The organism is Pseudomonas sp. BIGb0176, from assembly GCF_024810175.1.
GTDB classification, from domain to species: Bacteria; Pseudomonadota; Gammaproteobacteria; order Pseudomonadales; family Pseudomonadaceae; genus Aquipseudomonas; species Aquipseudomonas protegens.
This window is the reverse complement of record NZ_JANUEC010000001.1, coordinates 2,387,439-2,413,170: the sequence shown is the minus strand read 5'-3', so window position 1 is coordinate 2,413,170 and position 25,732 is coordinate 2,387,439. Positions and strand designations below refer to the sequence as shown.

Annotated in this window: 27 protein-coding genes and 1 tRNA gene; 20 read left to right on the top strand and 8 right to left on the bottom strand. The window is 62.0% G+C overall.

Annotated features, from left to right (window positions below; translation table 11 throughout):
- Nucleotides 1–267 precede the first annotated feature (267 nt).
- The 9 genes from thrS (at nucleotide 268) to M2395_RS10400 (ending at nucleotide 7,732) form a co-directional block, all read left to right on the top strand.
- On the top strand, nucleotides 268–2,190 hold the full coding sequence (thrS, locus tag M2395_RS10440; RefSeq protein ID WP_011060417.1) for a threonine--tRNA ligase: 1,923 nt from the start codon (nucleotides 268–270) through the stop codon (nucleotides 2,188–2,190).
- Nucleotides 2,190–2,741 carry a translation initiation factor IF-3 gene (gene infC / locus M2395_RS10435; RefSeq protein WP_169893379.1) on the top strand — a complete coding sequence of 184 codons (552 nt, stop codon included), beginning with the start codon at nucleotides 2,190–2,192 and terminating at the stop codon, nucleotides 2,739–2,741. The genes thrS and infC overlap by 1 nt, the downstream gene beginning before the upstream one ends.
- A 60-nt stretch (nucleotides 2,742–2,801) precedes the next feature.
- Nucleotides 2,802–2,996, top strand: coding sequence for a 50S ribosomal protein L35 (gene rpmI, locus M2395_RS10430; RefSeq protein ID WP_002553160.1), 195 nt, complete (start codon nucleotides 2,802–2,804; stop codon nucleotides 2,994–2,996).
- Nucleotides 2,997–3,026: 30 nt separating this feature from the next.
- Nucleotides 3,027–3,383, top strand: coding sequence for a 50S ribosomal protein L20 (rplT, locus tag M2395_RS10425; protein WP_011060418.1), 357 nt, complete (start codon nucleotides 3,027–3,029; stop codon nucleotides 3,381–3,383).
- Between the two features lie 110 nt (nucleotides 3,384–3,493).
- On the top strand, nucleotides 3,494–4,510 hold the full coding sequence (pheS, locus tag M2395_RS10420) for a phenylalanine--tRNA ligase subunit alpha (protein WP_011060419.1): 1,017 nt from the start codon (nucleotides 3,494–3,496) through the stop codon (nucleotides 4,508–4,510).
- A 35-nt stretch (nucleotides 4,511–4,545) separates the two neighbouring features.
- Nucleotides 4,546–6,924 (top strand): phenylalanine--tRNA ligase subunit beta, encoded by a 2,379-nt coding sequence (gene pheT / locus M2395_RS10415; RefSeq protein ID WP_015634924.1) that lies wholly within the window; start codon nucleotides 4,546–4,548, stop codon nucleotides 6,922–6,924.
- Between the two features lie 3 nt (nucleotides 6,925–6,927).
- Nucleotides 6,928–7,230 (top strand): integration host factor subunit alpha, encoded by a 303-nt coding sequence (ihfA, locus tag M2395_RS10410; RefSeq protein WP_002553164.1) that lies wholly within the window; start codon nucleotides 6,928–6,930, stop codon nucleotides 7,228–7,230.
- A complete protein-coding gene (locus tag M2395_RS10405) occupies nucleotides 7,211–7,567 on the top strand; it encodes a MerR family transcriptional regulator (protein ID WP_007920509.1) in 357 nt (118 codons plus the stop codon). The genes ihfA and M2395_RS10405 overlap by 20 nt, the downstream gene beginning before the upstream one ends.
- A gap of 88 nt (nucleotides 7,568–7,655) precedes the next feature.
- Nucleotides 7,656–7,732, top strand: a tRNA-Pro gene (locus M2395_RS10400).
- A gap of 246 nt (nucleotides 7,733–7,978) precedes the next feature.
- Here the strand turns inward: M2395_RS10400 and M2395_RS10395 are convergent.
- The 4 genes from M2395_RS10395 to M2395_RS10380 all read right to left on the bottom strand — a co-directional run bounded on the left by M2395_RS10395 (nucleotide 7,979) and on the right by M2395_RS10380 (nucleotide 9,761).
- Nucleotides 7,979–8,113 carry a hypothetical protein gene (locus tag M2395_RS10395; protein WP_259233886.1) on the bottom strand — a complete coding sequence of 45 codons (135 nt, stop codon included), beginning with the start codon at nucleotides 8,111–8,113 and terminating at the stop codon, nucleotides 7,979–7,981.
- A gap of 258 nt (nucleotides 8,114–8,371) precedes the next feature.
- Nucleotides 8,372–8,581, bottom strand: a complete 210-nt coding sequence (locus tag M2395_RS10390) for a hypothetical protein (protein WP_011060426.1) — start codon at nucleotides 8,579–8,581, stop codon at nucleotides 8,372–8,374.
- 107 nt (nucleotides 8,582–8,688) lie between these two features.
- The gene (locus M2395_RS10385; protein WP_019094684.1) at nucleotides 8,689–8,973 is read right to left on the bottom strand and encodes a hypothetical protein; all 285 of its coding nucleotides are present in this window, start codon (nucleotides 8,971–8,973) and stop codon (nucleotides 8,689–8,691) included.
- 59 nt (nucleotides 8,974–9,032) lie between these two features.
- Complete coding sequence (locus M2395_RS10380; RefSeq protein WP_011060427.1) at nucleotides 9,033–9,761, bottom strand: helix-turn-helix transcriptional regulator; 729 nt, start codon at nucleotides 9,759–9,761, stop codon at nucleotides 9,033–9,035.
- Nucleotides 9,762–9,870: 109 nt separating this feature from the next.
- On the opposite strand from M2395_RS10380, the gene M2395_RS10375 reads away from it, so the two are divergent.
- Nucleotides 9,871–10,041 carry a Com family DNA-binding transcriptional regulator gene (locus M2395_RS10375; RefSeq protein ID WP_072444854.1) on the top strand — a complete coding sequence of 57 codons (171 nt, stop codon included), beginning with the start codon at nucleotides 9,871–9,873 and terminating at the stop codon, nucleotides 10,039–10,041.
- Between the two features lie 244 nt (nucleotides 10,042–10,285).
- Nucleotides 10,286–11,128, top strand: coding sequence for a putidacin L1 family lectin-like bacteriocin (locus M2395_RS10370; protein ID WP_011060428.1), 843 nt, complete (start codon nucleotides 10,286–10,288; stop codon nucleotides 11,126–11,128).
- A 110-nt stretch (nucleotides 11,129–11,238) separates the two neighbouring features.
- Here the strand turns inward: M2395_RS10370 and M2395_RS10365 are convergent, their stop codons facing one another.
- Complete coding sequence (locus M2395_RS10365) at nucleotides 11,239–11,790, bottom strand: GNAT family N-acetyltransferase (protein WP_015634926.1); 552 nt, start codon at nucleotides 11,788–11,790, stop codon at nucleotides 11,239–11,241.
- A gap of 254 nt (nucleotides 11,791–12,044) precedes the next feature.
- On the opposite strand from M2395_RS10365, the gene M2395_RS10360 reads away from it, so the two are divergent.
- Together M2395_RS10360 and M2395_RS10355 are read left to right on the top strand one after the other, a co-directional pair.
- A complete protein-coding gene (locus M2395_RS10360; protein WP_233447056.1) occupies nucleotides 12,045–12,965 on the top strand; it encodes a hypothetical protein in 921 nt (306 codons plus the stop codon).
- Between the two features lie 109 nt (nucleotides 12,966–13,074).
- Entirely contained in the window at nucleotides 13,075–13,758 is a 684-nt protein-coding gene (locus M2395_RS10355) for a pentapeptide repeat-containing protein (RefSeq protein ID WP_233447057.1), read from the top strand.
- On the opposite strand, the gene M2395_RS10350 is transcribed toward M2395_RS10355, so the two are convergent.
- The gene (locus M2395_RS10350; RefSeq protein WP_011060434.1) at nucleotides 13,759–14,676 is read right to left on the bottom strand and encodes a LysR family transcriptional regulator; all 918 of its coding nucleotides are present in this window, start codon (nucleotides 14,674–14,676) and stop codon (nucleotides 13,759–13,761) included.
- A gap of 95 nt (nucleotides 14,677–14,771) precedes the next feature.
- Here M2395_RS10350 and M2395_RS10345 point away from each other — a divergent pair, with 95 nt between their 5' ends.
- The 3 genes from M2395_RS10345 (at nucleotide 14,772) to M2395_RS10335 (ending at nucleotide 18,163) form a co-directional block, all read left to right on the top strand.
- Nucleotides 14,772–15,998 carry an MFS transporter gene (locus M2395_RS10345; RefSeq protein WP_011060435.1) on the top strand — a complete coding sequence of 409 codons (1,227 nt, stop codon included), beginning with the start codon at nucleotides 14,772–14,774 and terminating at the stop codon, nucleotides 15,996–15,998.
- A gap of 2 nt (nucleotides 15,999–16,000) precedes the next feature.
- A complete protein-coding gene (locus M2395_RS10340) occupies nucleotides 16,001–16,825 on the top strand; it encodes a hypothetical protein (RefSeq protein ID WP_011060436.1) in 825 nt (274 codons plus the stop codon).
- Nucleotides 16,826–16,927: 102 nt separating this feature from the next.
- A complete protein-coding gene (locus M2395_RS10335) occupies nucleotides 16,928–18,163 on the top strand; it encodes an MFS transporter (protein ID WP_123430350.1) in 1,236 nt (411 codons plus the stop codon).
- 71 nt (nucleotides 18,164–18,234) lie between these two features.
- On the opposite strand, the gene M2395_RS10330 is transcribed toward M2395_RS10335, so the two are convergent.
- A complete protein-coding gene (locus tag M2395_RS10330) occupies nucleotides 18,235–19,170 on the bottom strand; it encodes a LysR substrate-binding domain-containing protein (protein ID WP_011060438.1) in 936 nt (311 codons plus the stop codon).
- 166 nt (nucleotides 19,171–19,336) lie between these two features.
- On the opposite strand from M2395_RS10330, the gene M2395_RS10325 reads away from it, so the two are divergent.
- From M2395_RS10325 to aepX, 4 genes are all read left to right on the top strand, one after another.
- Nucleotides 19,337–20,566 (top strand): pyridoxal phosphate-dependent aminotransferase, encoded by a 1,230-nt coding sequence (locus tag M2395_RS10325; protein ID WP_123430351.1) that lies wholly within the window; start codon nucleotides 19,337–19,339, stop codon nucleotides 20,564–20,566.
- Between the two features lie 119 nt (nucleotides 20,567–20,685).
- On the top strand, nucleotides 20,686–21,516 hold the full coding sequence (locus M2395_RS10320) for a hypothetical protein (RefSeq protein WP_011060440.1): 831 nt from the start codon (nucleotides 20,686–20,688) through the stop codon (nucleotides 21,514–21,516).
- Nucleotides 21,517–21,597: 81 nt separating this feature from the next.
- Nucleotides 21,598–22,983: a class II fumarate hydratase gene (gene fumC, locus M2395_RS10315; protein ID WP_053157400.1), complete on the top strand. Its 1,386-nt coding sequence runs from the start codon at nucleotides 21,598–21,600 to the stop codon at nucleotides 22,981–22,983.
- Nucleotides 22,984–23,025: 42 nt separating this feature from the next.
- Nucleotides 23,026–23,916 (top strand): phosphoenolpyruvate mutase, encoded by an 891-nt coding sequence (gene aepX, locus M2395_RS10310; RefSeq protein WP_011060442.1) that lies wholly within the window; start codon nucleotides 23,026–23,028, stop codon nucleotides 23,914–23,916.
- 352 nt (nucleotides 23,917–24,268) lie between these two features.
- On the opposite strand, the gene M2395_RS10305 is transcribed toward aepX, so the two are convergent.
- The gene (locus M2395_RS10305) at nucleotides 24,269–25,699 is read right to left on the bottom strand and encodes an efflux transporter outer membrane subunit (RefSeq protein WP_011060443.1); all 1,431 of its coding nucleotides are present in this window, start codon (nucleotides 25,697–25,699) and stop codon (nucleotides 24,269–24,271) included.
- Nucleotides 25,700–25,732: the final 33 nt, after the last annotated feature.

Genomic DNA, 25,732 nt, shown 5'->3' with positions numbered 1-25,732 from the left:
TTTGCTGCACGGCGATTGCGATGTATCTGTGCTAGCATGCCCGGCTTCGGTGTTTTCAAGCTTTGGGCCTTTTCTAGCCCTTGCCGTCTATGCCTCATTAATCTTGATGTGAACCCCAGTCACTCTGGTTCGGTTTTTCGGTTGGCCGCAAGGCTCTTGCCACTGTGAGGCAGGCGTTCGTAGCAGAACGGCCGGACTGAATCGCGTACTGGCTCATCCCAACCCACGTGACCTTTGGTAGGGGTCACCACTAGGAGAGGAGGCGCCATGCCCACTATTACTCTTCCCGACGGCAGTCAACGTTCATTCGATCATGCAGTATCCGTAGCCGAGGTCGCCGCTTCCATTGGCGCGGGCCTGGCCAAGGCCACATTGGCTGGCAAGGTCAATGGCAAGCTGGTCGACGCCTGCGACGTGATCGACGGCGATGCAACCCTGCAAATCATCACGCCAAAGGACGAAGAGGGGCTGGAGATCATTCGCCACTCTTGCGCTCACTTGGTGGGGCATGCGGTCAAGCAGTTGTATCCGACCGCGAAAATGGTCATCGGTCCGGTCATCGATGAAGGCTTCTATTACGACATCGCCTATGAGCGTCCTTTCACGCCTGAGGATATGGCCGCCATCGAGCAGCGCATGCAGCAGCTGATCGAGAAGGACTACGACGTGATCAAGAAGGTCACGCCGCGCGCCGAAGTGATCGAGGTGTTCAAGGCCCGTGGCGAGGACTACAAGCTGCGTTTGGTCGAAGACATGCCGAACGAGCAAGCGATGGGCCTGTACTACCACGAAGAATATGTCGACATGTGCCGCGGTCCGCACGTGCCGAACACGCGTTTCCTGAAGTCCTTCAAGCTGACCAAGTTGTCCGGTGCCTACTGGCGCGGTGATGCCAAGAACGAGCAGTTGCAGCGGATCTACGGTACTGCCTGGGCGGACAAGAAGCAGCTCGCTGCCTACATCCAGCGTATCGAAGAGGCCGAGAAGCGCGATCATCGCAAGATCGGCAAGCGCCTGGGCCTGTTCCATACCCAGGAAGAAGCGCCGGGCATGGTGTTCTGGCACCCTAATGGCTGGACCCTGTACCAGGTGCTCGAGCAGTACATGCGCAAGGTGCAGCGTGACAACGGTTACCTGGAGATCAAGACTCCGCAGGTGGTTGACCGCAGTCTCTGGGAAAAATCCGGGCACTGGGCCAACTACGCCGAGAACATGTTCACCACCGAGTCGGAAAGCCGCGACTACGCAATCAAGCCGATGAACTGCCCTTGCCACGTGCAGGTGTTCAATCAGGGCCTGAAGAGCTACCGCGAGCTGCCGATGCGCCTGGCCGAGTTCGGTGCCTGCCACCGTAATGAACCCTCGGGCGCTCTGCACGGCATCATGCGTGTGCGTGGCTTCACTCAGGATGATGCTCACATCTTCTGTACTGAAGACCAGATGCAGGCCGAGTCTGCGGCGTTCATCAAGCTGACCATGGATGTCTATGCCGACTTCGGCTTCAAGGACATCGAGATGAAGCTGTCCACTCGCCCTGAAAAGCGCGTGGGCTCCGATGATCTGTGGGATCGTGCGGAAAGCGCACTGGCAGCGGCTCTGGATAGCGCCGGCCTGCCATACGACCTGCAGCCGGGCGAGGGCGCATTCTACGGTCCGAAGATCGAGTTCTCGCTGAAGGACTGCCTGGGTCGTGTCTGGCAGTGCGGTACCTTGCAGTTGGACTTCAACCTGCCGATCCGTCTGGGTGCCGAGTACGTTTCCGAAGACAACAGCCGTAAGCATCCGGTGATGTTGCACCGGGCGATCCTCGGTTCCTTCGAGCGTTTTGTCGGGATTCTGATCGAGCATTACGAGGGTGCATTCCCTGCGTGGCTGGCTCCGACTCAGGCCGTGGTGATGAATATCACTGATAAACAGGCAGATTTTGCCCTCGAAGTGGAAAAAACACTCAATCAAAGCGGATTTCGTGCCAAGTCCGACTTGAGAAATGAAAAGATCGGCTTTAAAATCCGCGAGCATACTTTGCTCAAGGTTCCCTATCTCTTGGTTATTGGAGATCGGGAGGTCGAGATGCAGACTGTCGCTGTGCGTACCCGTGAAGGTGAAGACCTGGGCTCGATGCCTGTCGCCCAATTCTCGGCGTTCCTCGCACAAGCGGTTTCCCGGCGTGGTCGCCAAGATTCGGAGTAATTATTATTAAGCGTGATATGAGACAAGATAAACGAGCTGCACCGAAAGCCCCGATCAACGAGAATATCTCGGCACGCGAGGTTCGGTTAATTGGCGCTGACGGCGAGCAGATTGGCATCGTCTCGATTGATGAAGCGCTTCGTATAGCTGAAGAAGCCAAGCTGGATCTGGTGGAAATTTCCGCCGACGCAGTCCCACCTGTTTGCCGGGTGATGGATTACGGCAAGTCGATCTTCGAAAAGAAGAAGCAGATTGCTGCTGCGAAGAAGAACCAGAAGCAGATTCAGGTTAAAGAAATCAAGTTTCGTCCAGGGACGGAGGAAGGGGATTACCAGGTAAAACTGCGCAACCTGGTACGTTTCCTGAGTGACGGGGACAGGGCCAAGGTATCCTTGCGATTCCGCGGCCGTGAGATGGCCCACCAGGAGCTGGGGATGGAACTCCTCAAGCGGGTTGAAGCTGACCTGCAAGAGTACGGTTCGGTCGAACAGCATCCTAAGATGGAAGGACGCCAGCTGATCATGGTCATCGCCCCGAAAAAGAAGAAGTAATCAACAGGGCACGGCAGGCCTTCTGATTATGTTTATCAACTGAATGCGGAGTATCCGAACATGCCAAAGATGAAAACCAAAAGTGGTGCTGCTAAGCGGTTTCTGAAAACTGCTAACGGTATCAAGCACAAGCACGCTTTCAAGAGCCACATCCTGACCAAAATGTCGACCAAGCGTAAGCGTCAACTGCGCGGTAGCAGCTTGCTGCATCCGTCTGACGTGGCAAAAGTCGAGCGCATGCTGCGCCTTCGTTAATTTTTGGATCAAGAATAGAGGAAGTAACTCATGGCTCGTGTAAAGCGTGGCGTCATTGCCCGTAAACGTCACAAAAAAATTCTGAAACTTGCTAAAGGCTACTACGGCGCTCGCTCGCGCGTATTCCGTGTTGCCAAGCAAGCGGTAATCAAGGCAGGCCAATACGCCTACCGTGACCGTCGTCAGAAAAAACGTCAGTTCCGCGCTCTGTGGATTGCTCGTATCAACGCTGGTGCTCGTAATAACGGCCTGTCGTACAGCCGTCTGATCGCTGGCCTGAAAAAGGCGTCCATCGAGATCGACCGTAAGGTTCTGGCTGATCTGGCAGTGAACGAAAAAGCGGCGTTTGCTGCGATTGTCGAGAAAGCTAAAGCCACCTTGGCTTAAGTACCCCCGACAGTCATCCGGGCTCACCTTTCGTGAGCCCAGATGTTAAACGTCATAAATAGGGGAAGAGCCTTCAAGCTCTTCCCCTATTTTGTATCTGGAGTCTGTACATGGAAAACCTGGATGCGCTGGTTTCTCAAGCACTTGAGGCCGTGCAACACGCTGAAGACATCAATGCCCTGGAACAGATCCGGGTTCACTTCCTTGGCAAGAAGGGCGAGCTGACTCAGGTGATGAAGACCCTGGGCAACCTGCCTGCCGAAGAGCGTCCGCAAGTCGGTGCGCTGATCAACGTTGCCAAGGAGCGTGTAACAGAGGTTCTCAATGCTCGCAAAGCGGCTTTCGAGGAGGCGGAACTCAGCGCCAAGCTCGCCGCCGAGTGCATTGACGTCACTCTGCCGGGCCGTGGCCAGACCTCGGGCGGTCTGCACCCGATTACGCGGACCCTGGAGCGTATCGAACAGTTCTTCACTCATATTGGCTATGGCATCGCCGAAGGCCCTGAGGTTGAAGACGACTATCACAACTTTGAAGCGCTCAACATCCCAGGCCACCACCCGGCCCGGTCGATGCACGACACCTTCTATTTCAACGCGAACATGTTGTTGCGCACCCACACCTCGCCGGTACAGGTCCGCACCATGGAGTCGCAGCAGCCGCCGATTCGCATTGTCTGCCCAGGCCGTGTGTACCGTAGCGACTCCGATATCACTCACTCGCCGATGTTTCACCAGGTCGAAGGCCTGCTGGTCGATCGTGACATCAATTTTGCCGACCTGAAGGGCACGATCGAAGAGTTCCTGCGGGTGTTCTTCGAGAAGGAACTGGCGGTGCGTTTCCGTCCTTCGTACTTCCCGTTCACCGAGCCTTCCGCCGAAGTCGATATGGAATGCGTGATGTGCAGCGGTAAAGGCTGCCGGGTCTGCAAGCAGACTGGCTGGCTGGAAGTCATGGGATGCGGCATGGTTCATCCGAATGTGCTGCGTATGTCCGGGATCGATCCGGAAGAGTTCCAAGGCTTTGCCTTCGGCATGGGCGCCGAGCGTCTGGCCATGCTGCGTTACGGTGTCAATGACTTGCGCCTGTTCTTCGACAACGACTTGCGGTTCCTTGCGCAATTTCGCTAGTCGCGCGTCCGTAACGAATCTATTAGGAGAGCAGGATGAAATTCAGTGAACAATGGCTGCGCGGCTGGGTTAGCCCGCAGGTAAGTCGTGACGAGCTGGTAGCCCGTCTATCGATGGCCGGTCTTGAGGTCGACAGCGTAACGCCGGCCGCCGGTGATTTCAGTGGCGTGGTAGTGGGCGAGGTGTTGAGCACCGAGCAACACCCGGATGCCGACAAGCTGCGCGTTTGCCAGGTCAGCAATGGTTCGGAGACCTTCCAGGTTGTCTGCGGCGCGCCGAACGTGCGCCCGGGCCTGAAGGTCCCGTTCGCCATGATCGGTGCCCAGTTGCCGGGCGACTTCAAGATCAAGAAGGCCAAGCTGCGTGGCGTGGAATCCAACGGCATGCTGTGCTCCCAGGCTGAGCTGCAAATCGGTGAGGGCAATGACGGCCTCATGGAGTTGCCGGTCGATGCGCCGGTGGGTGAGGACGTTCGCACCTACCTGAGCCTGGACGATGCCAGCATCGAGGTCGACCTGACCCCTAACCGCGGGGACTGCCTGTCCCTGGCCGGCATGGCCCGTGAAGTGGGTGCCTTGTACGCGGCCAAGGTGCAGCGTCCGGAAGTGCCGGCGATTCCTGCGGCGCATGACGAAGTGCGTCCAGTGGAAGTGCTGGCTCCGGCTGCCTGCCCACGTTACCTGGGGCGTGTCGTCCGCAATGTCGACCTGTCCAAGCCTACTCCGCTGTGGATGGTCGAGCGCCTGCGTCGCGCCGATGTGCGCAGTATCGATGCTGCAGTGGACATCACCAACTACGTGATGCTCGAACTGGGCCAGCCGCTGCATGCCTTCGATCTCGCCGAGATCAATGGCGGCATCCGTGTACGAATGGCTGAAGAGGGCGAGAAGCTGGTATTGCTCGACGGTCAGGAAGTGACCCTGCGCAGCGATACCCTGGTGATTGCCGACCATACCCGAGCCCTGGCGATTGCCGGCGTGATGGGGGGGGAGCACAGTGGTGTCACCGCCAATACCCGTGACGTATTTCTGGAAAGTGCCTTCTTCGACCAGATCGCGGTTGCTGGCAAGGCGCGTTCCTATGGCCTGCATACCGATGCTTCCCATCGCTATGAGCGTGGTGTGGACTGGCAGCTTGCTCGCGAAGCCATGGAGCGGGCTACTGGCTTGCTGCTGGAAATCACGGGCGGCGACGCGGGGCCGATCATTGAAACGCTCAGCGAGCAGCATCTGCCATCCGTTGCGCCTGTCACCTTGCGCGCTGAACGCATCACTCAGATGCTGGGCATGGAAATCGACGGCCTCGAGGTAGAGCGTTTGCTCACCGCCCTGGGCCTGACTGTAACTGCCGATGGGGCAGGGCAGTGGCGTGTTGAGGTGCCGAGCCATCGCTTCGATATCAGTCTTGAGGTTGACCTGATCGAAGAGCTGGCACGTCTTTATGGTTACAACCGTCTTCCGGTTCGCTATCCGCAGGCTCGTCTGGCGCCTCAAGCCAAGGCCGAGGCCGAGGGTGACCTGCCTGCTTTGCGTCGTTTGCTGGTTGCTCGTGGTTATCAGGAAGCGATCACCTACAGCTTCATCGATCCGAAGCTGTTCGAACTGTTCAACCCAGGCGTCGAACCGCTGTTGCTGGCCAATCCGATTTCGGCCGACATGGCAGCCATGCGTTCCTCTCTGTGGCCGGGCCTGGTCAAGGCGCTTCAGCACAACCTGAACCGTCAGCAGGACCGTGTCCGCATGTTTGAAAGCGGCCTGCGTTTTGTTGGTCAGCTGGAAGGTTTGAAGCAGCAGCCGATGCTGGCAGGTGTTGTATGTGGCAGCCGCTTGCCTGAAGGCTGGGCGCAAGGTCGCGATGGCGTGGACTTCTTCGACGTCAAGGCGGATGTCGAAGCGGTACTGGGTTTTGCCGGTGCTCTTGATGCATTCACCTTTGTGCCGGGCAAGCATCCAGCGCTTCATCCTGGTCAGACGGCTCGCATCGAGCGTGACGGTCGTGAAGTCGGTTTCCTGGGGGCCATTCACCCAGAGCTGGCGAAGAATCTCGGTCTGGACCGCCCTGTCTATGTGTTTGAACTGGTCCTGAGTGAAGTGGCTCAAGGGCGTTTGCCGAAATTCCATGAGCTGTCGCGCTTCCCGGAAGTGCGTCGCGACCTGGCATTGCTGGCGGATCGTGACGTGGCGGCCAGCGCCGTTCTGGACGTAATCCGTGAAAATGCAGGTGAGTGGCTGACAGACCTCAGGCTGTTTGACGTCTATCAGGGTAAAGGCATTGATCCTCATAGAAAAAGCCTTGCCGTCGGCTTGACCTGGCAGCATCCATCGCGCACTCTTAACGACGATGAGGTGAACTCTACGACGCAAAATATCCTCACCTCGCTCGAACAAAGGTTGAACGCCACGTTAAGGAAGTGACGTATGGGGGCTCTGACGAAAGCTGAAATGGCCGAACGTCTCTACGAAGAGCTAGGCCTGAATAAACGCGAGGCCAAGGAATTGGTCGAGCTATTCTTTGAAGAAATCAGGCACGCTCTCGAAGATAACGAACAGGTCAAATTGTCCGGTTTCGGTAACTTCGACCTTCGGGATAAACGCCAGCGTCCTGGCCGCAACCCGAAAACGGGTGAAGAAATCCCGATCACGGCGCGCCGTGTGGTCACCTTTCGTCCAGGGCAGAAGTTGAAGGCCCGAGTTGAGGCTTATGCTGGAACCAAGTCATAACGACGAGCTCCCGGTCATTCCGGGCAAGCGCTACTTCACCATTGGTGAGGTCAGTGAGCTCTGTGCGGTCAAGCCGCATGTGCTGCGTTATTGGGAGCAGGAGTTTCCTCAACTCAACCCCGTCAAGCGCCGCGGAAATCGCCGGTATTATCAGCGCCAGGATGTGCTGATGATCCGGCAGATCCGCGCGTTGCTTTATGACCAGGGGTTCACCATCGGCGGGGCGCGTCTGCGTCTTTCCGGTGATGAGGCCAAAGACGATACGACCCAGTACAAGCAACTGATCCGTCAGATGATCTCTGAGCTGGAAGATGTGCTTGTGGTGCTAAAAAAGTAATTCTCTGTTTTAAATACTTCCACTTTTCAAAAGCTTGCGGTATATTCCTCAACGTTTCCTGAGAAGTGAAACAGATTTCACGCCTAGTCGGGGCGTAGCGCAGTCCGGTAGCGCACTAGCATGGGGTGCTAGGGGTCGAGTGTTCGAATCACTCCGTCCCGACCATATTCCTAAAAGAGATCAAGCACTTAGCGGCTTGATCTCTTTTTCCGTTTAGAGGCGGTGCAAACTGATTGCGCTGGCGGTAGTTGAATTTCGTGCCCCGGTGGTTTTCTCATCGTTCCGTTGGGCATTTAGATAGAGACGCAAACAGCTCTCTGTCACAGGTCGGTACCCCCTTTCTCCTCCCATTCCTATACCAGGCTGGCATTCATTGGATGTTCGGTGTGGTCATGGCTGTTGTAGTGGCCGTCATTCCACGCTGCACACCCAACGATGATTATTCCGGTATGGCGCACGAATGAAGGTCACATCCGTAAGCAGGATCATGCCTTTGTCCTGCAGGACTTCAGTCAATTCAACAAGTGTCTCTGCTTCGATAGTCATTGCTGTTACCTCGTCAGATTTACTGTGTTCATAGTTGTGGACTGAATCCGCGCTCGTGGAATTCAATTTTTCTGCGCGGTTGATTGGGTTCCCAAGGCGTAGCTATGACCGGGTTCCAATCTGGGGCTTGGTGCCCGGATTGATGAGCGGGTTCGGCCTGCCTTGCTAGGTTTCGGCTCGATGGGGGGAGGGCGCACGGGTGGCAACTACTCCTGCCACGTCCATGACTTGGCGCTTGTTACGGCTGGCTCACGCAGACTAGTGGAGGGTGGCAATGCGCCGGTTTTCGCCAATCCTGATTCGGTCCAGCGCTCGGTTGAGTGCGTCCAGGGCATTGAGCAGGGCTTGTGCCTCGGTTTCCCGACCCTGACCCCAGAGGCGCTCGGCCATCTTGTTCAAGGCCTGGATGGAGCGCTCGATATCGGCGGCAGTGACTGCCTTGGCATCCTCCGGCTCTTTTCTAGGCATGGGCTGAGGCCTCGATTCTGGTTTGTTGGCGAACTGGATGATGGGTTTGCCAGTGTTCGATGGAGGGCTGTTTCCGGTTCGGTCTGGCGAGATTCATGGAAGGCCTGTCACTGACGACATTTCAAGGCCGCGGCTTGTATGTCGGAGGCGCTACCGACGTTGACGACGCTCATGCTGTCGGCGCCAAGTTCGGCTGCTTTATTGAAGGCCATATTCAGCGCGTCCCCATTGGAGGAGCCCTTCACGGTAAATGCCGTCAGAACCTTGCAGGCCTGTGCCGAGGAGGCCGTCACCAGATCGACCTGCCTTCCTGCTTCCGTCAGTTGTGTGGTGCAAGCCGAGACCGAAGCCGCAGCGACGACAAGCAAGACAAGGCCACGCAGATTACGCATCACTGAACACTCCTGTCGACGAGGTTGTCGGCCTATCCCGGCCAGCCAGCCCCGGGCAATCATCGCGAGTACATCGCCCACCAGAACACATGGCCCAGGATCGAGATCTGCTGTTCCTGGATTTCGGCGAAGCTATAGTCTTCGTCTGGATGTTCATCCCGATTGAAGCTGCGCAGGCGCAGCCCGACCGGCAAACGGTAAACCTGCTTCACGCGCAACTGGCCATTGTGGTTGAGTGCATACATCTCCCCGTCGACTACATCCTTCAGGGCATTCCTGCCGACGTTCACGCCAACGGTTGCGCCGTCGCGCAGCACCGGGACCATGCTGTTGCCGCTGACCGACACGCACTTGGCGTTGTTGAACTGTACGCCGTTCTGACGCAGATCTTTCTTGAAGAAGCGCAGCCGGGCGGTATCGCTTTCTTCGATGACAAACCGGCCCGAGCCTGCAGCCAGCTCCACCTCGTGAAGAAAGGGGACGTAGACCTCGTTGTCATCGAGCGGGGTCGCATCGTCCCAGGTCTCGATATCGTCCAAATGCACGCTTGGCTGGGTGCGTGCCGATGCGGTATCCGCGGCCTTGAGCATTTCTCCAACGCCTTCAGCGAGCCACATGGAGGAAACGCCGCATACCGAGGCAATCTGGGCGACAAAGGCCGTGGCCTTCGATTTGCCACGTTCCAGGTCGGAGATTGAGGTTTGGGTCAGGCCGGCACGTTCAGCGAGCTCTGTTTGATTGAGCTGGGCGTGGCGACGAGCTGTTTTGAGTCGATCTTTAAATTCCATCCGCCCAGTATTACGGGGGTTCCCATAAGCTTGCAAATGGGTATTCCTATATTGTACTATATGGGTGTTCCCGTAAGGGCGTCAGGCAGATAATCAAATGGATTTGCAGATGTTAAAAGAATGCAGATGTGGAAGTTGCAATCGACTTCTCGCTCGAGTGGGCGAGTTTACTGAGCTCCAGATCAAATGTTCCCGCTGTGGAACCTTGAATCATGTAAAAGCCGCGAGTCTCGAGCTATCGCCAGGAGCGGCCAGGTGTGACAGCGGCGTCGGTCATTGAGCCTGTGATGCAACGGCTCGTCCGGGCCAGAGGCCCGAACTGCTGTTGCATGACGGTTCCAGGCCGCGCGTAGCGCTGTCGCAGTCATTATTGGAATGGGTGGAGCTCTCACGCCGTGGCGGTCATAACTGCGCGTTGAAGCTATCGCCCCCTTCGTGAAAGCCAAGAGCTTCGATTTCCTCGCCTTTGAGCGACATGCAGGCGGAATCCTCCGCATCCATCATTCGACTCAATAGGTAACAACATGGCTTGGATTCGATACGACTTTACCGATAACGGCTCTTCTGTACTGCCGGCTCGCTACTACATGGCGCCGAACCAGTATCTTCAATCCCCCAACAAGCGCTTCAAGCTGCTCTTCCAGCCCGATGGCAACCTGGCACTGTATGACGGCGCCCAGTTGGCATGGGTGGCTGACCAGAACACGCCGTTCACCAACGTGAGCAAGGGCAACAAGAAAGATCCGATGATGGTCTTCATGAACTACGGCTTTGTCCTGGATGACCCGCTGCGTGGCCGTATCTGGTCGACCACTCCGAGTGACCCCACCATGGGTTCGCGCGAAGATGCCTCGCTGCGTGCGTTCACCCAGCTTCAGGACGACGGGAACATCGTCACTGTCGACACCATCCCGCACTGGTATGCGCCCAATGGTCGTGTATTCACCCCGGCGGTGGGTACGGCAATGATCATCAGCGGTCCGGCCGAGCTGGTACCGGGCCAGCTCTACAGCGCTGGCGATCACGCTCTGGTCTTCCAGGGCGATGGCAACCTGGTGGTGTACGGGCCGAACTGGAGCGTGGTCTGGGCGACCTATACCCAGAACAAAGGTGGTGTGCGCTGCGTCATGCAGGCAGACGGCAACCTGGTGATCTACGCCGCGAACAATGCGGTCGTCTGGCAGAGCGGCACGGCTGGTCACCCCGGCGCAACCATCCGCCTGCAGGCCAACGGCAGTTTCACGATAGTGACCGAGCGGCCGATCTGGGCCCGCTTCGGCTATACCCCGACCATCAAGCCGCCGCGTGTGTTCTACCCCGATCACAAGTGGAAAACCGGTAGCTACACCTGGGACAACGTGTTCTAACGGCCTGCAAGAGGCCCCGCGACGATGCGGGGCTTCTACAGGCTTCACTCAAGGGCCCGGCAGGCTTGTTCTGCCGGGCTCTGCCCATTGGTGGCGCAGATTGAACGGGGTCACGAACGGGCAAGCGACAGCTGGCCTTCAAAGGCCGTGCGTTCAACCTTGAAAAACAGATTCTCCTGAGTACCGCCATTCACCTGCTTCAGGACGGTGTGCGACAACTGCCCGCCGATTTTCTCCATGGCTCGCTGTGAGCGGATATTCGAACCCGCAACATGGAACCAGACGGTGTCGACCCACTGAAAGGCGTGCCCGAGCATCAGGTACTTGAGTTCCTTGTTGGCACTGCCCCCCCATTTTTCGCGCGCCAGAAAGGTGTAGCCGATGGCAACTTCACGCTGGTCCTCGTTGAACTCGTAGTAGCGGGAGCTGCCTGCAACCTTGCCGCTGTCGCGGTCGATCACGATCAGGGTGCTCTTGGCCGCCAGTGCGTCGTCGTACCATTGGCGAAATACCGGCTCCTGATAGCGGGTCGAGCTTTGGTGCTGAGCCCAGATCAAGGGATCGCAGGCGACGCCATACAGCGCCGCGAAGTCCACGGCCTCAAGTGGGCGCAGTTCAAGTGATTCACCAACGAGCAGGGGCGAGAGGGGCAGCGATTGCATCAGTGATCTCCAAAGGACGAATGCATCTGTTTCGTTGCGCGAGGCTTGCTGGATGAGCAATATGCTCCGGTTGCATCACGGCTACGCGGGAGCCGGAACCTTAACAAGGCTCTGGCAGGCCTGAATAGCGCGGCACGGCTGCTGTTGGCCGCGAGTATCCCTGATCGGCCTGTGGCGCATCACCTGGTCAACCCCGCGCAATACTCAACAAGCGCGCAATCGCTCTGAGCACATCAATGGATGGCAACGCGACGATGAAATACCCCATTAGCCTGTTGGCATGCACGCTCTTACTGGCCTCGCCCGCGTGGGCGCAGGGCAAGCGGGTGATTCCCGGTAGCGAGCAGGTCGAGGCGGGTTATCTCTCGTCGCAATTGTTGCTGAAGCCCTGTACGGACGTGACGACGCTGGGCTTCAGCGCGGACGACAGCGCCCTGCACGATGCCGCCGCCGCGCGCCAGGCCTTGCCTGCGGGAACCTGCAACGACGCAGCGCTGGTGGAGAAACTGTTCAAGGCGCGCTTTGTGCAGTACGGCTCGATCACGCAGGTGTTCACCCCCTGGCAATTGGCACGGCAGGTCGATAGGCAGAACCGCGCCATCAGCCGTTGCCCGGATACCCGATGCCTGGGCCGCGAGCTGGATGCAGTGATTGCCGCGCTGGCGCCGGTGTATCTCGGCGCCCGCCGGGCCTGGCCCAGGGGCAAGGGGCTGTGCGCCAGCGAGCCGGTGGACAGCCCGGCGAACCAGGCCCTGGCGGTTCTGGGGGCCGACACCCGTCAGCAGATCAATGCGCAATGCGCACAGGAGGGGGTGATTGCCACAACCTGCCACGGCCCCCATGGCCAATTGCTGTTCTTGAGCTGTGGCATGAGCGGCAATCAGGTCAACTCAAGCCAATGGCTTTATCGTGCCGGCAAGGCACACGCCGAGCCGCTGTTCGCCGTCGAGGATGGTCCCCTGGGCGTACTGGCGACTTCCTGCAACGGCATGCCCGACCTGATGACCAGTGCACGGGTCAGTGCCGGGGAGCACAACGACACCTTCTACCGGTACGACGGCAAGGCCTATCAGCAGGTGTATTCCTACATCAGCACCTTTGTCGGTATCGATGCCAACGGCAATGACCTGGCCATCGCCCAGGCCGGAGCACTGGCCAAGGTCACGTGCCGCTAGGGGCGCGCATTGCTCACAGCGCGCGGCAAAGATCAAGATTGACCTCCCTGGCCGACGCCCAGAAGATGCGGCCCTTCGTATCCAGTCTCGGGAGAGGGCATGCAGGCTCATGACGCTTACTTCACTATCGACGCCGAGGCGCTGCAGGACCGCTCCCTGGCCGAGCTGGCCGCCGGGCAGCCGCTGCCGCTGCGCTGCGCTGGACCTGAGGGGCCAGGACCTGTCCCGCATCAGCCTGCCCGGGGCCTGGTTCGAACGCTGCCTGCTGACCGGCGCCGATCTCACCGCGGCCAACCTGATCAATACCCGCTGGACCAGCTGCCGCGGCGGCCAGGCCAACCTGCGTTCTGCAGTGCTTACCGATGCCCGTTTCGAACGCTGTGACCTGAACAACACGCAATGGCAGCGCAGCAAGGTGGCCCATGCAAGCTTCGATGGCTGCAAGCTCACCGGCGCCCACTTCGGCGACGTGTCGGCCCTGGGCCTGAGCTTTTCCGACTGCCTGCTCAACAGCGCCATGCTCTCGGGCATCTCGTTCTACAAGTCGCAGTTGCACAACATCGATTTCAGCGAAGCCGACCTGACCTACTGCGACTTTCGCAAGGCGGTGTTTGTCGACGGCGGCAGCCTGTCCATGGCCCGGGTCAACAATGCCCGCTTCGATGACGCCGACCTGCGCGAAGCCAGCCTGCATGGGTTGCGCCTGGTGGATGCCAAGCTGTTCAAGGGGGCGATCATTTCCCGCAGCCAGGCCGGCATGCTCCTGGCCGGGCTGGGCCTGACCGTGCTCTGACTAGAGCCCGGCCGCTGCGGGTTGGGCTTGCAGCAATTCGTCGAGCACCCCCATGAAGGCTTCCACCAACTGGCTGCGGCCCTGCTTGCGGGTCAGTACCAGCAACTGGGCGGTGGCGCTGGGGTCGGCGAGGGGGCGGTAAGTCACGCCTTTTTTCGCCAGGGTCTGGGTGCAGCGGGGCACCAGGGCAATGCCCTGGCCGGCGGCGACCAGGGCGATGATCGAGGTGATCTGCCGGCCGCTGGGGCCCGGGCGCAATGGCAGGCCGTTGCGTCGGTAGAGTTGTTCGATGGCTTCGTTGAGCCCCGAGCCGTAGTCGGCGGGAAACAGGATCAGCGGATGCTCGCTAAGCTCGGCCAGAGTCACTTGTGCCTGCGCGGCCAGGGGGCTGTCGCTGGAGATCGCCGCCACCAGCGGTTCGTCCCCCAGGGACAGGGACTGGATATCGCTCTGCTCGCTCGGCGGTTGCATGCGGCTCATGCCGATGTCGATGCGCCCGTCGACAATCTGCGACCACTGGCTGACCGAAGCACCTTCCACCAGGGTCAATTGCACGTCCGGGAAGCGCTGGGCGAAGGCCTGGATCGCCTGGCTGAACAGGTCCGAGAGGGCGATGGAACTGGCGTAGCCCAGGGCCAGTTGCCCGGCGCAACCTGCAGCCAGCTTGCCGGCCATGACCTGGGCCAGGTCCACCTGTTCCAGCACGGCCCGGGCGTACGGCAGGAAATGCCGGCCCTGGGCAGTGAGGGTCACGGTGCGGCTGGTGCGGTCGAACAGGCGAAACCCCAGTTCGGTTTCCAGGGCCGAAATCTGCCGGGTCAGCGGCGGTTGCGCCAGGTGCAGGCGCAGGGCGGCGCGACCAAAATGCAGCTCTTCGGCGACCGTCAGAAAATAACGCAACTTGCGTAGATCGAGCATCCTGTTCCCTGGGTATTGATCGGTCGGAATTCGGTATTGGTCTTGGCTTGGCGACGTATTTTATAAAGGCCTTTGGTCATAAAACGAGAGGTTTCATGAATTCGCGTCAGCATTGTGCGCGCATCGCCCTGTTTCTGTGTGGTTGTGCGGCATTTCTCAACCTGTATGCGACCCAGGGCATTCTCCAGGAATTTGCCCAGAGCTTTCAGGTGAGCATCCGGGAAGCCGGCTGGAGCATCACCGTCACCACCCTGGCGGTTGCCCTCACTGCGCCCTTTGTCAGCCGCTTTACCGGGCGTTTCGATCAGCGCCGGGTGATTGTGGTGGCCGCGCTGTTGCTGGCGGTGCCGGCGGGGCTGGCGGCCTATGCCGGCAGCTTTACCCAACTGCTGGTCTGGCGCCTGGTGGAGGGCATGCTGATCCCGGTGGTGTTCGCCACCAGCGTGGCCTATATCGGCGACCGCTGGAGCGGCGGCACCGTGACCGAAGTCACCAGTCTGTATGTCGCCGGCACCGTGCTGGGCGGCTTTGCCGGGCGTTTTGTCACCGGTTTCATGACCGAATACGTGGGCTGGCGCGAAGCCTTTGCCTTGCTCGCGGGCCTGAGCCTGCTGATCGGGGTGGCCATTCATTTGCTGCTGCCGGCCAACCCGCCCCTGACCGCGCCCCGGGCATCCGGCGGCCTCAGTGCCCTGCGCGAGCTGTGCCGGCGGCCCTTGCTGGCAGCCTACGGCGTGGGCTTCTGCGTGCTGTTCTCGCAAGTGGCCACCTTTACCTACGCCGGGCTCTATCTGAGCCAGGCGCCGTTCGACCTGGGGGCTGCTGCCCTGGGCGCGATCTACAGCGTGTTCCTGCTGGCCCTGGTGGTGATCCCCATCGCCGGGCGCCTGAGCAAGTCGCGGCCCCAGGCCGAGCTGCTGGTGGCCGCGGCGTTGCTCGGGGTCTGCGGTTCGGCCCTGACCCTGCTGCCGTCGCTGTGGCTGATCGTGCTGGGCCTGGCCCTGAGTTCCACCGGAGTGTTCCTGGCCCAGGCCGCCGCCAACTCCTTTACCACCGCCACCGCCCGCCACAACAAGGCCGGCGCCGTGGGCCTGTACCTGACCTGCTACTACCTGGGCGGCAGTTTTGGCGCCGTGGTCCCGGCCCTGCTCTGGAGCCACTGGGGCTGGCAGGGCTGCGTGGCGCTGATCGTGCTGTTCCAACTGCTGTCGCTGCTGATTGCCTGGGGCGGCTGGAAGCCCCTCGAACCCCAAACCCCGGTCGCGGCTCGCGAACCGTCCAACCCGATAGATTCATCATCCAACAAGGAATACGTGAGGTGACCATGAATAACGTACTGACCCGGCAGAGCCAGTTGCTGAAGATTGTCGAACCTGTGTTGAACGACATGCCGGCCAGTGTCTTGAAGCATGCGCTGTTCGAGGCGTTCTGGAGCGAAGAGGGCGCCCTGGTGGACATCGAGCATGCCTTCGAGAAGCTCACCTCCCGTCGCCACGAGCCGGCGGTGCTGCGCAAGTTCTTCGCCAGCTGGTCGAAGACCAACAACTCCGCCACCAGTGTGTCCGGGCTGGCCAACCGCATCACCTTGCTGGCCCGCTCCGGGCAGGGCTCGGAAGCCGCCGACGGCCTGTACCGGGCCTGCGGCAGCCTGCAGCGGATCACCGATGAAGACCTGGGCGCCCTGGGCAATACCCTGCATTCGGACCTGTTCTACAACATGGCCACGCCGATCTGCGGTGATGACCAGTGGCTGCTCAAGGAAAACTGCCTGCCCTCGGCCCAGGGCTTCAAGGACTGGACGGATTTTCGCCGCCTGCGTGACCGCGACCTGCTGCAGGGGCTGCTGACCACCCTGATCCACGAGGTCTACACCCACGGCGAAGTGGAGTTCATCCACCCGCTGTACAAGCAGTGGTTCGTCCGCGACATGGGGGTGCCGGCAGAGAAGGCGCGCACCACCGTGGCCTGGGTCACGGTGCACACCGGCGGCACCGAGAGCAATCACTTCGCCCATGCGGTGGCGGCGGTCAACGAGTTCGTCGATGCCATGCAGGTGCGGGTCGACCCGCAGGCCGCGCGGGAAATCTTCGCCGAATACCTGCAGCGCAAGGCTCGGGTAATGCGCGACTGTGCCCAGCTGTTGCGTTGATGGCTCCGGCCCGGCCCCGGCAACGGGGCTTGTGGCTGACCCAGGCTCGCCTATCCTGTTGCTGATTGACCCTTCCTTTTCATTTTGCAGCCTGCCTCGACAATGAATGACCTGAAACATCACGCCTCCCCGGAGGCATTGCCGGCGTCCGATATGTCGGTGCGCCGCCGTTCCCTGGTGGCCGGTTGCGGCGCCCACGCGGTGCATGACGGCCTGACTGACGTGATCTATGTACTGCTGCCGATCTGGCAGGCGCAGTTCGCCATGAGCTACGCCCAGATCGGCCTGCTGCGCGGCGCCTATTCCGGGATGATGGCCGGCTTCCAGTTGCTGGCCAGCCGTGGAGCCAAGCGCTGGGGGCGCGAGCGCCTGCTGGTGGGTGGCACTGCCCTGGCCGGGCTGGCCTACCTGCTGGCGGGGCAGGCCGGGGGGCTGGGGGTGCTGCTCCTGGCGCTGCTGCTGGGCGGCCTGGGGGCCAGTACCCAGCACCCGCTGGCGTCCTCGATCATCACCGACACCCACGAGGCTGGCGGCGGGGTCAAGGAAGCGCTGTCCCAGTACAACTTCGCCGGGGACATCGGCAAGACCCTGATTCCCGGGTTGGTGGGGCTGCTGCTGACCGTGATCAGCTGGCGTGCCAGCGTGACCCTGATCGGCCTCCTGGGGCTGGCCGCTGCGCTGGCGCTGTGGTGGCTGATCCCGTCCCGGGCGGCGACCCTGGCCATGCAGGAAAAGGCGCCGAAGACGGTCAAGGGCCAGGGCTCGGTCGGCGGCCTGCGGGCACTGATCCTCACCGGCACCCTGGACAGTGCGGTACGCATGGGTTTCCTGACCTTCCTGCCGTTCCTGCTCAAGGCCAAGGGCGCCGGCACCGCCGGTATCGGCCTGGCCCTGACCCTGCTGTTCGTCGGTGGCGCTTTCGGCAAGCTGCTGTGCGGTTACCTCGGGGCGCGCATCGGCATGATGAAGACCGTGTGGATCACCGAGTTCACCACCGCCAGCCTGATCGTGCTGGCGGTGTTCCTGCCCTATGTGGGGTTGATGGTGATGCTGCCGCTGCTGGGGCTGGCGCTGAACGGCACCTCGTCGGTGCTCTATGGCGCGGTGCCGGACCTGGCGGGGGCGGGCAAGCGCGAGCAGGCGTTCTCGCTGTTCTACACCGGCACCATCGGCGGCGGGGCACTGGCGCCGGTGCTGTTCGGCAGCCTCGGCGACGTCACCGGGATTCCCCTGGCGGTGATGGCCCTGGCCGCGACCCTGTTGCTGACCCTGCCGCTGTCCTGGTACGTGCAGCGTGGCCTGGACGCCGACGCCCGATCCTTGCCCAGCCCCGGCTGAGGTCCCGCCAATGCCCTGAAAGCGCAGGCCCGGAGCGGGATGGTCCGGGCCTGCTGCTTGCTGGTGGAGCGCTAGCCGCGCAGGCGCCATTCGGGCCCCGCGGCAGGGGCCGGCAGCGGCGCTGCCAGGGTCCTGGCCAGTTCGACGAAGCGCTCCAGGCAGCGCGACCCCAGGGGCGTGCGCCAACTGACCGTCTGTTCCAGCACATAGGGCTCGGCCAGCGGCACATAGACCACCCCGGGACGCTGCAGGGTCGCGGTGTAGTCGGGCACCACGGCCACCCCGCGCTCCGCCGCCACCAGGGACACCAGGGTGGTCATCTGTGACGCCGTGGGCCCCAGGCGCGGGATAATCCCGCTGTGGGCGCAGAGGTCCTCCAGGGCGGTGTTCAGGGCCGATCCGTAGGCGCTGGGAAAGGTCACGAAGGATTCCCCCGCCAGTTCGCAAAACCCCAGGCTGCTCCTGCCGGCGAAGGCGCTGCGCGACGGCACCGCCACCACCAGGGAATCGCGCGAACTCACCAGCGACTGCAAACCGTGGGCCGGCAAGTTGGGCGCCCCCCAGCCAAAGCCGATATCCAGGCTGCCATCGATCAACTGCTGGCGCTGGCTGGCGGTGGACACCTCGCGAAACGCCAGCTCCACCTCCGGCAGGCTGCGGCTGGTGTTACGGATCATCTCGGAGAAAGCGTTGGACAGGGGAATCGAGCTGGCATAGCCGATGACGATACGGCCGATGGCGCCATGGGCGATCTTGCGCGCGGTGGCCTCGGCCTCGCCGACGGCACTGATCACCCCCCGGGCCTGCTGCAGGAACAGTTCGCCCTCCGGGGTCAGGCACACGGTGCGGGTCGAGCGTTCGAACAGGCGGATGCCCAGGCGCGCCTCCAGGGCGGCGATATGCCGGGTCAGCGGCGGTTGGGCGATCCGCAGGCGCAGGGCGGCGCGGCCGAAGTGCAATTCATCGGCAACGGTGACGAAATAACGCAGACGACGGAGCTCTAGCATTTCTTGTTTTTCCAGTATCAATCACGACGCAAACAGTATTGGCCGCTATTTGCGACTGTCATCAGAATGTAAGACGACCAGCCTAGACCAGCTTTCCAAGTTGCCGCAGGCGCATGGGTACAGGCTCGGTTCACTCTGTTTTCCGATTGTTTTCGCAGGTATAAAAATGACAAGCAGCGAAGCCACGGCCGTCCGTTTTTCCTTGTCCCAGCGTGCGCTGGGCCTCAGTGCTCCAGGCACCTCGAGCATGCGCAGCAAAGCCAACGCCCTGAAGGAAAGCGGGATCAAGGTGATCAATTTCGCCGCCGGCGAATTGTCCTTCGATGCCTGCGAGGACATGCGCGCCGGGGCCATCGAAGCCATCGCCAATGCGCGCAACCGCTACACCCCGCCCATCGGCCTGCCGGCCCTGCGCGAGAAGCTCGCGCAACGGGTCAGCCAGCGCACCGGGGTGGAGTTCGCCGCCAATGAAGTGGCGGTCACCGCCGGGGCCAAGCAGGCGCTCTACAACGCCTGCATGGTGCTGCTCAACCCCGGGGACGAGGTGATAGTGCCCACCCCGTACTGGGAAACCTTTCCCACCCAGATCCGCCTGGCCGGCGCCACCCCGGTGTGCGTCCAGACCCGCGCCGACCACTACCGGCTGACGGTGGACGCGGTGCGTGGCGCGCTCACCGAGCGCACCCGGATGATCGTCATCAACACCCCCAACAACCCCACCGGCACCGTCTATGAACGCGAGCAACTGCTGGCCATCGCCCAGTTGGCCCAGGAGCGGCAACTGTGGGTGATGTTCGACGAGTGCTATCGCGGCCTGGTGCGCGAAGGCCGCGAGCACCACAACATCCTGGCGCTGTGCCCGGCATTGAAAGGGCAGACGGTGCTGATCGATTCCTTCTCCAAGAGCCAGGCGGTGACCGGCTGGCGGGTCGGCTACGCCTGCGCCCCGGCGCCGGTGATCGCGGCCATGCACAACCTGCAGGGGCACACCACCTCAAACCCCAGCAGCCTGTCCCAGTACGCCGCGCTCAATACCCTGAACGCCGATTCGTCGCACTTTGCCGACCTGGTCAACCCGTTCCTGCAACGCCAGCTGCACGCCGCACGCACCTACCTCGACCGCCTGGAAGGGGTGAGCTATGCGCCGCCGGAAGGCGCCTTCTACCTGTATATCGATGTCTCTTCCCGGCTCGGCGGCTACTACCACGGCGAAGCGGTGCGCGATGTGGATCACCTGGCCGACCTGCTGCTGACCGAGGCGCACATCGCGGTGGTGCCCGGCTCCGGTTGTGGCGACCCCCACTGCATCCGCATTTCCTACGCCGTGGAATATGAGGAACTGATCGAGGGCCTGGGCCGTTTCGCCCAGTTCATCTCGGCGATCGTCATCGACTGAAGCGGCTCCCGGCAGCCCAGCCCCCAGGGGATCAAGCCCGTTCCCGAGCCCGCCGTGGCCCGGGCCGGCGTCGTTCATCTTGTTGTCCGTGAAGTGAAGAACAATTACAGGAGAAAAACATGGAGAGTTCCCGCAAGGCGTTCATCGGCTACGTGCACCAGGCCCTGGTGGATGTCGAGGACCGCAACCTGGTGGAGGCCCTGCTGACGGGCTTTGAAAACCACCCCGACAAGCTGGACGGCTACTGCCTGACCTACCAGCGCATGACCTCGCGCAAGTGGTCCGAGGACTCGCTGTGCACCTTCTTCTGCGGCTGGCGCAGCCCGGATGGCGCGGCCCATGCGGTGTCCAGCATCATCGTGCGGCTGCTGCAGGAGTCCGAGGACCTGCCCGGTGATGACAACAAGCTCAAGCTGCTGGAGGCGGCCCGGCACTGCGGCGAGATCATCGTCGAGGACGTCGGCCTGGGCGAGATGCACGGCCATCCCCACCATTCCAAGCTCTACCACCGCATGGCTTCGGCCATCTGCGGCTCGGACAACTGGCGCCTGCAGGACAAGTACCTGAACCCCATCACCAAGGAGTTCTCCACCTGGGTCGGCGAGAAGCGCCCGCTGGCCCCGAACCTGGTGGAAGCCCTGGAGATGATGGCCCTGACCGAGCTGTTCAACACCGGCGAGTACAACCTGATGACACCACTGTGGAAGAACTGGCTGCGCGAATCCTGCGGTTACCCCGCCGGGGAAGCCAACCGCATCGCCGGCTTCCTCAGCGTTCACTGCGGCGCCGTCGAGGCCCGGCATTTCCGCCACGCCACCGACGCCCTGAAGCTCTACACCCAGGCCACCGGCCAGCAGGTCAACTACCGGCGCATCGCAGCGCTGTCCGATGAGTACGTGCTGCGCGCCTGCCAGCACCTGGAGAAGATGGCCTCCGTACTCAAGGAATAAGCGCCTGCCAACCAGGCCGGGCAGGGCGCCTGCCCGGCACCGCAGGCCGGACCCTCATTCATTTATTGGAGAACTACCCACATGCGTCTTGAATCCGACTCGATGGGTTCCATTTCGGTACCGTCCAACAAGTACTGGGGAGCCCAGACCGAACGCTCCATCCACAACTTCCCCATTGGCCGTGCACGCTTCCAGTGGGGGGCGCCGATGATCCGCAGCATGGGCATCCTGAAGAAGGCCGCGGCCCTGGCCAACCTCAAGCTCGGCGAGCTGCCGGAAGCCATTGCGCTGCCCATCGTCAAGGCGGCGGATGAGGTGATCAGCGGGCAACTGGACGAGCATTTCCCGCTGGTGGTGTTCCAGACCGGTTCCGGCACCCAGTCCAACATGAACGCCAACGAAGTGATCGCCAACCGGGCCATCGAGATGCTCGGCGGCGAGCTGGGCAGCAAGAAGCCGATCCACCCCAACGACCACGTCAACCGTGGCCAGTCGTCCAACGACACCTTCCCCACGGCGATGTACATGGTGGTGGTGACGGAGATCTTCGAAACCCTGCTGCCGGGCGTCTCGGTGCTGCGCGACACGCTGTTCGAGAAGGCCGAGCAGTACCGCGATGTGGTCAAGGTCGGACGCACCCACTTGCAGGACGCCACCCCCATCACCCTGGGCCAGGAGATCGGTGGCTGGGTCGAGCAGATCGACTACGCCCTGGCGGCCATCCAGCACAACCTCACCGGCCTCTACGACCTGGCCATCGGCGGCACGGCGGTGGGCACCGGGCTCAACTCCCATCCGCAGTTCGGCGACGAATGCGCCCGGGTCATCGCCGAGCTCACCGGCTACCCGTTCAAGTCCTGCGCCAACAAGTTCTTCGCCCTGTCGGCCCACGATGCCCTGATCAACACCTCGGCGGCGATCCGCACCCTGGCCATGGCCCTGATGAAGATCGCCAACGATGTGCGCTGGCTGGCCAGCGGGCCGCGCTGCGGCATCGGCGAGATCGACATTCCAGAGAACGAGCCGGGCTCCTCGATCATGCCGGGCAAGGTCAACCCGACCCAGTGCGAGGCGCTGACCATGGTCTGTACCCAGGTCTTCGGCAACGACGCCACCGTGGCCTTCGCCGGCAGCCAGGGCAATTTCCAGCTCAACGTCTACAAGCCGGTGATGGTGCACAACGTGCTGGAAAGCATCACCTTGCTGGCCGAGTCCTGCCGGGCCTTCAACGACCACTGCGCGGTGGGCATCGAGCCGAACCGGGCGCGCATCGAGGCCAATATCGAGAAGAACCTGATGCTGGTGACCGCCCTCAACCGCCACATCGGCTATGACAAGGCCGCGATCATCGCCAAGACCGCCCACCACGAGGGCAAGTCGCTGCGGGAAGTGGCCCAGCAGCTGGGCTATGTCTCGGCGGCGGATTTCGACCGCTACGTGGTGGCCCTGGACATGACCCATCCCTGAGCGAACCCGGTGTTCCCCAACCACAAGAGGCGTGTGAATCCCATGCAGGAAGCTGATATTCGCCGAACCAACCTGAGCCAGTTGCTGCGCCGCAAGCGCTGCCTTCGCGTGCTCGAAGCCCACAGCCCGATCTCCGCCCTGCTGGCGGAGCAATCCAGGCTGGAGCGGGGCAGCGGACCGAGCCTGGTCTACGACGCCATCTGGTCCAGTTCCCTTACCGACTCGACCCACAAGGGCCTGCCGGACATCGAGATCCTCTCGCCGAGCAACCGCTTGCACGGCATCCGCGAGATCTTCGATGTGTGTTCGTTGCCGATGATTTTCGACGGCGATACCGGGGGCAAGGCCGAGCACTTCGCCATCCACGTGAAGATGCTGGACCGGGCCGGGGTCTCGGCGGTGGTGATCGAGGACAAGTGCGGGCTGAAGAAGAACTCGCTGTTCGGCAACGCGGTGAGCCAGCTCCAGGACTCCATCGAGGAGTTCTGCGAAAAGATCCGCGTGGGCTGCGCCAACCGCAGCCACGAGGATCTGCTGATCATCGCCCGTTGTGAAAGCCTGATCCTCGACAAGGGCATGGACGATGCCATCGAGCGCTGCCTGGCCTATGTCGCGGCCGGCGCCGACGGGATCATGATCCACAGCCGCAAGAAGGACGGCCTGGAGATCCTCGAGTTCGCCCGGTTGTTCCGCCGCCACTGCCCGCGTGTGCCGCTGATCTGTGTGCCCACCAGCTACGCTCACTTGAGTTTCGACGAGCTGGAGGGGGCCGGCTTCAACGCGGTGATCTACGCCAACCACATGCTGCGCAGTGCCTACATGGCCATGCGTGATGTGGCGGTGGGGATTCTCGAGCATGGCCGGACCCTGGAGGTGGAGCCGCGGTGCCTGGGCATCGACGAGATCCTCGACCTGGTGCCGGGCACCCGTTAGGCACTCGCGGCCAACCCCCTTCGCAGGGCCGTGGAACGGGCGTGCTTTATCCGATTCCACTCCGAGATTCGGAACGTTCTGAATTCAGAATTTTCCTACAGACGCTGTGGGGGGCGCTGTCTAGACTCGCTCCCCGTTCGCCCGGCCAGCTACCACAGGCAACACGCTGAATGGCGGTGGTTGGTCAGGGCGGGCTGCAACACGGCTGTACCTGCCTGCCCGGTCCATGTTTCGCCTACTGCCCAGGCTGACCGGGTTGGTTCTACAGCGTGGGGCACTCATGGCCCCGGTCCCCGCATCCCCCCAACCTCTCATCGCCCCAGCCCCCTGATACCCGGCCATCGCCAGTGGCTCAGGGCAAGGTCTGGGCGCGGGCCAGGCTCGGTGCCTGCGCGCCATCCTCCCAGGCACCACCCAGGGCCCGGAACAGATTTACCTCGGCCAGCAACTGCGCCAGGCGATCGTTGATCAGCCCTTGCTGGGCGCTGAACAGCGAGCGCTGGGCATCGAGGAACACCAGGTTGCTGTCGACGCCGATGCGGTAGCGGTGCTCGGCCAGGTTGTAGTAGTCCTGGCTGGCCTGCACCAGGCTGTGCTGGGCACTCAGTTGCTGCTGGAAGGTCTGGCGCGCGGCCAGGCCGTCGGCGACTTCCTGGAAGGCGGTCTGGATGGCCTTTTCATACTGGGCGACGCTGATGTCCTTCTGCAGCCGGGCGTAATCCAGGCTGGCCCGCAGGCTGCCGGCATTGAAGATCGGCAGGTTGATCTGCGGCTGGAAGGTCCAGGCCCCGGCACCGCCCTTGAACAGCCCGGACAGCTCCTTGCTGGCGCTGCCGGCGTTGGCGGTCAGGCTGACGCTGGGGAAGAACGCTGCACGGGCCGCGCCTATATTGGCGTTGGCGGCCTGCAACTGGTACTCGGCCTGGAGAATGTCCGGGCGCCGCTGCAGCAGGTCCGAGGGCAGGCCCGCGGGCACCTGGGCCAGCATGCCCTCGGCCAGCCCGCGCCGGGGCAGGGCGTCGGGCAGCGGCGCCCCCACCAGCAGCGTCAGGTTGTTCAGGTCCTGGGCCACCTGGCGCTGGTAGCGGGCCAGGCTGGCGCGGGCACTGTCGACGCTGGTGCGGGCCTGGGCCACATCCAGGGCCGAGATCTTGCCGGCGCTGCCATTGCGGGCGGTCAGGCGCAGGCTCTGTTCGTCCGCGGCCAGGGTCTTGCGGGTCAGCTCCAGCAACTCCTGGTCGGCACACCAGCTCAGGTAGGCCGTGGCGACATTGGCCACCAGGCTCAACTGCGCGCTGCGCCGTGCCTCTTCGCTGGACAGGTAGGTCATCAGCGCCTGCTGGCTGAGGCTGCGGATGCGCCCGAAGAAGTCCAGCTCATAGGCACTGATGCCCAGGTTGGCGGAGTAGCTGGAGCTGATCAGTGCCTTGCTGCCGGTCATCTGTTCCGGCAGGCGCTGGCGCTTGCCCGAGACGCCGGCGCTCACCGCCGGGAACAGGTCGGCACGCTGGATGCGGTACTGGGCCTGGTAGGCCGCGACATTCAGCGCCGCCACTCGCAGGTCGCGGTTGTTCTGCAGGGCGCTGTGAATCAATTGCTGCAGCAACGGGTCCTGGAACAGTCCCTGCCAGTCGGCCCCCGGGTTGCCGGCAGCGGGGGCGAAGGCTGCGCCCTGTGGGTACTGGGGCGCCACGGGAGCGGTCGGGCGCTGGTAGTCCGGGGCCAGGGAGCAGCCGCCGAGGGCCAGGGCCAGGGCCGCCAGGGTCAGTGGGGAGTTACGCATTGATCAGCCTCGTGACAAGGACATCCTGATGGC

Coding starts and splice junctions, on each gene's coding strand:
- M2395_RS10355 (WP_233447057.1), top strand. CDS start 13,075: ATGACGCTTACTTCACTATCGACGCCGAGGCGCTGCAGGACCGCTCCC.
- M2395_RS10360 (WP_233447056.1), top strand. CDS start 12,045: ATGAAATACCCCATTAGCCTGTTGGCATGCACGCTCTTACTGGCCTCG.
- M2395_RS10305 (WP_011060443.1), bottom strand. CDS start 25,699: ATGCGTAACTCCCCACTGACCCTGGCGGCCCTGGCCCTGGCCCTCGGC.
- pheS (WP_011060419.1), top strand. CDS start 3,494: ATGGAAAACCTGGATGCGCTGGTTTCTCAAGCACTTGAGGCCGTGCAA.
- aepX (WP_011060442.1), top strand. CDS start 23,026: ATGCAGGAAGCTGATATTCGCCGAACCAACCTGAGCCAGTTGCTGCGC.
- M2395_RS10385 (WP_019094684.1), bottom strand. CDS start 8,973: ATGCGTAATCTGCGTGGCCTTGTCTTGCTTGTCGTCGCTGCGGCTTCG.
- rplT (WP_011060418.1), top strand. CDS start 3,027: ATGGCTCGTGTAAAGCGTGGCGTCATTGCCCGTAAACGTCACAAAAAA.
- fumC (WP_053157400.1), top strand. CDS start 21,598: ATGCGTCTTGAATCCGACTCGATGGGTTCCATTTCGGTACCGTCCAAC.
- M2395_RS10375 (WP_072444854.1), top strand. CDS start 9,871: ATGTTAAAAGAATGCAGATGTGGAAGTTGCAATCGACTTCTCGCTCGA.
- M2395_RS10325 (WP_123430351.1), top strand. CDS start 19,337: ATGACAAGCAGCGAAGCCACGGCCGTCCGTTTTTCCTTGTCCCAGCGT.
- M2395_RS10340 (WP_011060436.1), top strand. CDS start 16,001: ATGAATAACGTACTGACCCGGCAGAGCCAGTTGCTGAAGATTGTCGAA.
- ihfA (WP_002553164.1), top strand. CDS start 6,928: ATGGGGGCTCTGACGAAAGCTGAAATGGCCGAACGTCTCTACGAAGAG.
- M2395_RS10365 (WP_015634926.1), bottom strand. CDS start 11,790: ATGCAATCGCTGCCCCTCTCGCCCCTGCTCGTTGGTGAATCACTTGAA.
- M2395_RS10380 (WP_011060427.1), bottom strand. CDS start 9,761: ATGGAATTTAAAGATCGACTCAAAACAGCTCGTCGCCACGCCCAGCTC.
- M2395_RS10395 (WP_259233886.1), bottom strand. CDS start 8,113: ATGACTATCGAAGCAGAGACACTTGTTGAATTGACTGAAGTCCTGCAG.
- thrS (WP_011060417.1), top strand. CDS start 268: ATGCCCACTATTACTCTTCCCGACGGCAGTCAACGTTCATTCGATCAT.
- M2395_RS10405 (WP_007920509.1), top strand. CDS start 7,211: ATGCTGGAACCAAGTCATAACGACGAGCTCCCGGTCATTCCGGGCAAG.
- M2395_RS10335 (WP_123430350.1), top strand. CDS start 16,928: ATGAATGACCTGAAACATCACGCCTCCCCGGAGGCATTGCCGGCGTCC.
- pheT (WP_015634924.1), top strand. CDS start 4,546: ATGAAATTCAGTGAACAATGGCTGCGCGGCTGGGTTAGCCCGCAGGTA.
- M2395_RS10320 (WP_011060440.1), top strand. CDS start 20,686: ATGGAGAGTTCCCGCAAGGCGTTCATCGGCTACGTGCACCAGGCCCTG.
- M2395_RS10390 (WP_011060426.1), bottom strand. CDS start 8,581: ATGCCTAGAAAAGAGCCGGAGGATGCCAAGGCAGTCACTGCCGCCGAT.
- M2395_RS10345 (WP_011060435.1), top strand. CDS start 14,772: ATGAATTCGCGTCAGCATTGTGCGCGCATCGCCCTGTTTCTGTGTGGT.
- rpmI (WP_002553160.1), top strand. CDS start 2,802: ATGCCAAAGATGAAAACCAAAAGTGGTGCTGCTAAGCGGTTTCTGAAA.
- M2395_RS10350 (WP_011060434.1), bottom strand. CDS start 14,676: ATGCTCGATCTACGCAAGTTGCGTTATTTTCTGACGGTCGCCGAAGAG.
- M2395_RS10330 (WP_011060438.1), bottom strand. CDS start 19,170: ATGCTAGAGCTCCGTCGTCTGCGTTATTTCGTCACCGTTGCCGATGAA.
- M2395_RS10370 (WP_011060428.1), top strand. CDS start 10,286: ATGGCTTGGATTCGATACGACTTTACCGATAACGGCTCTTCTGTACTG.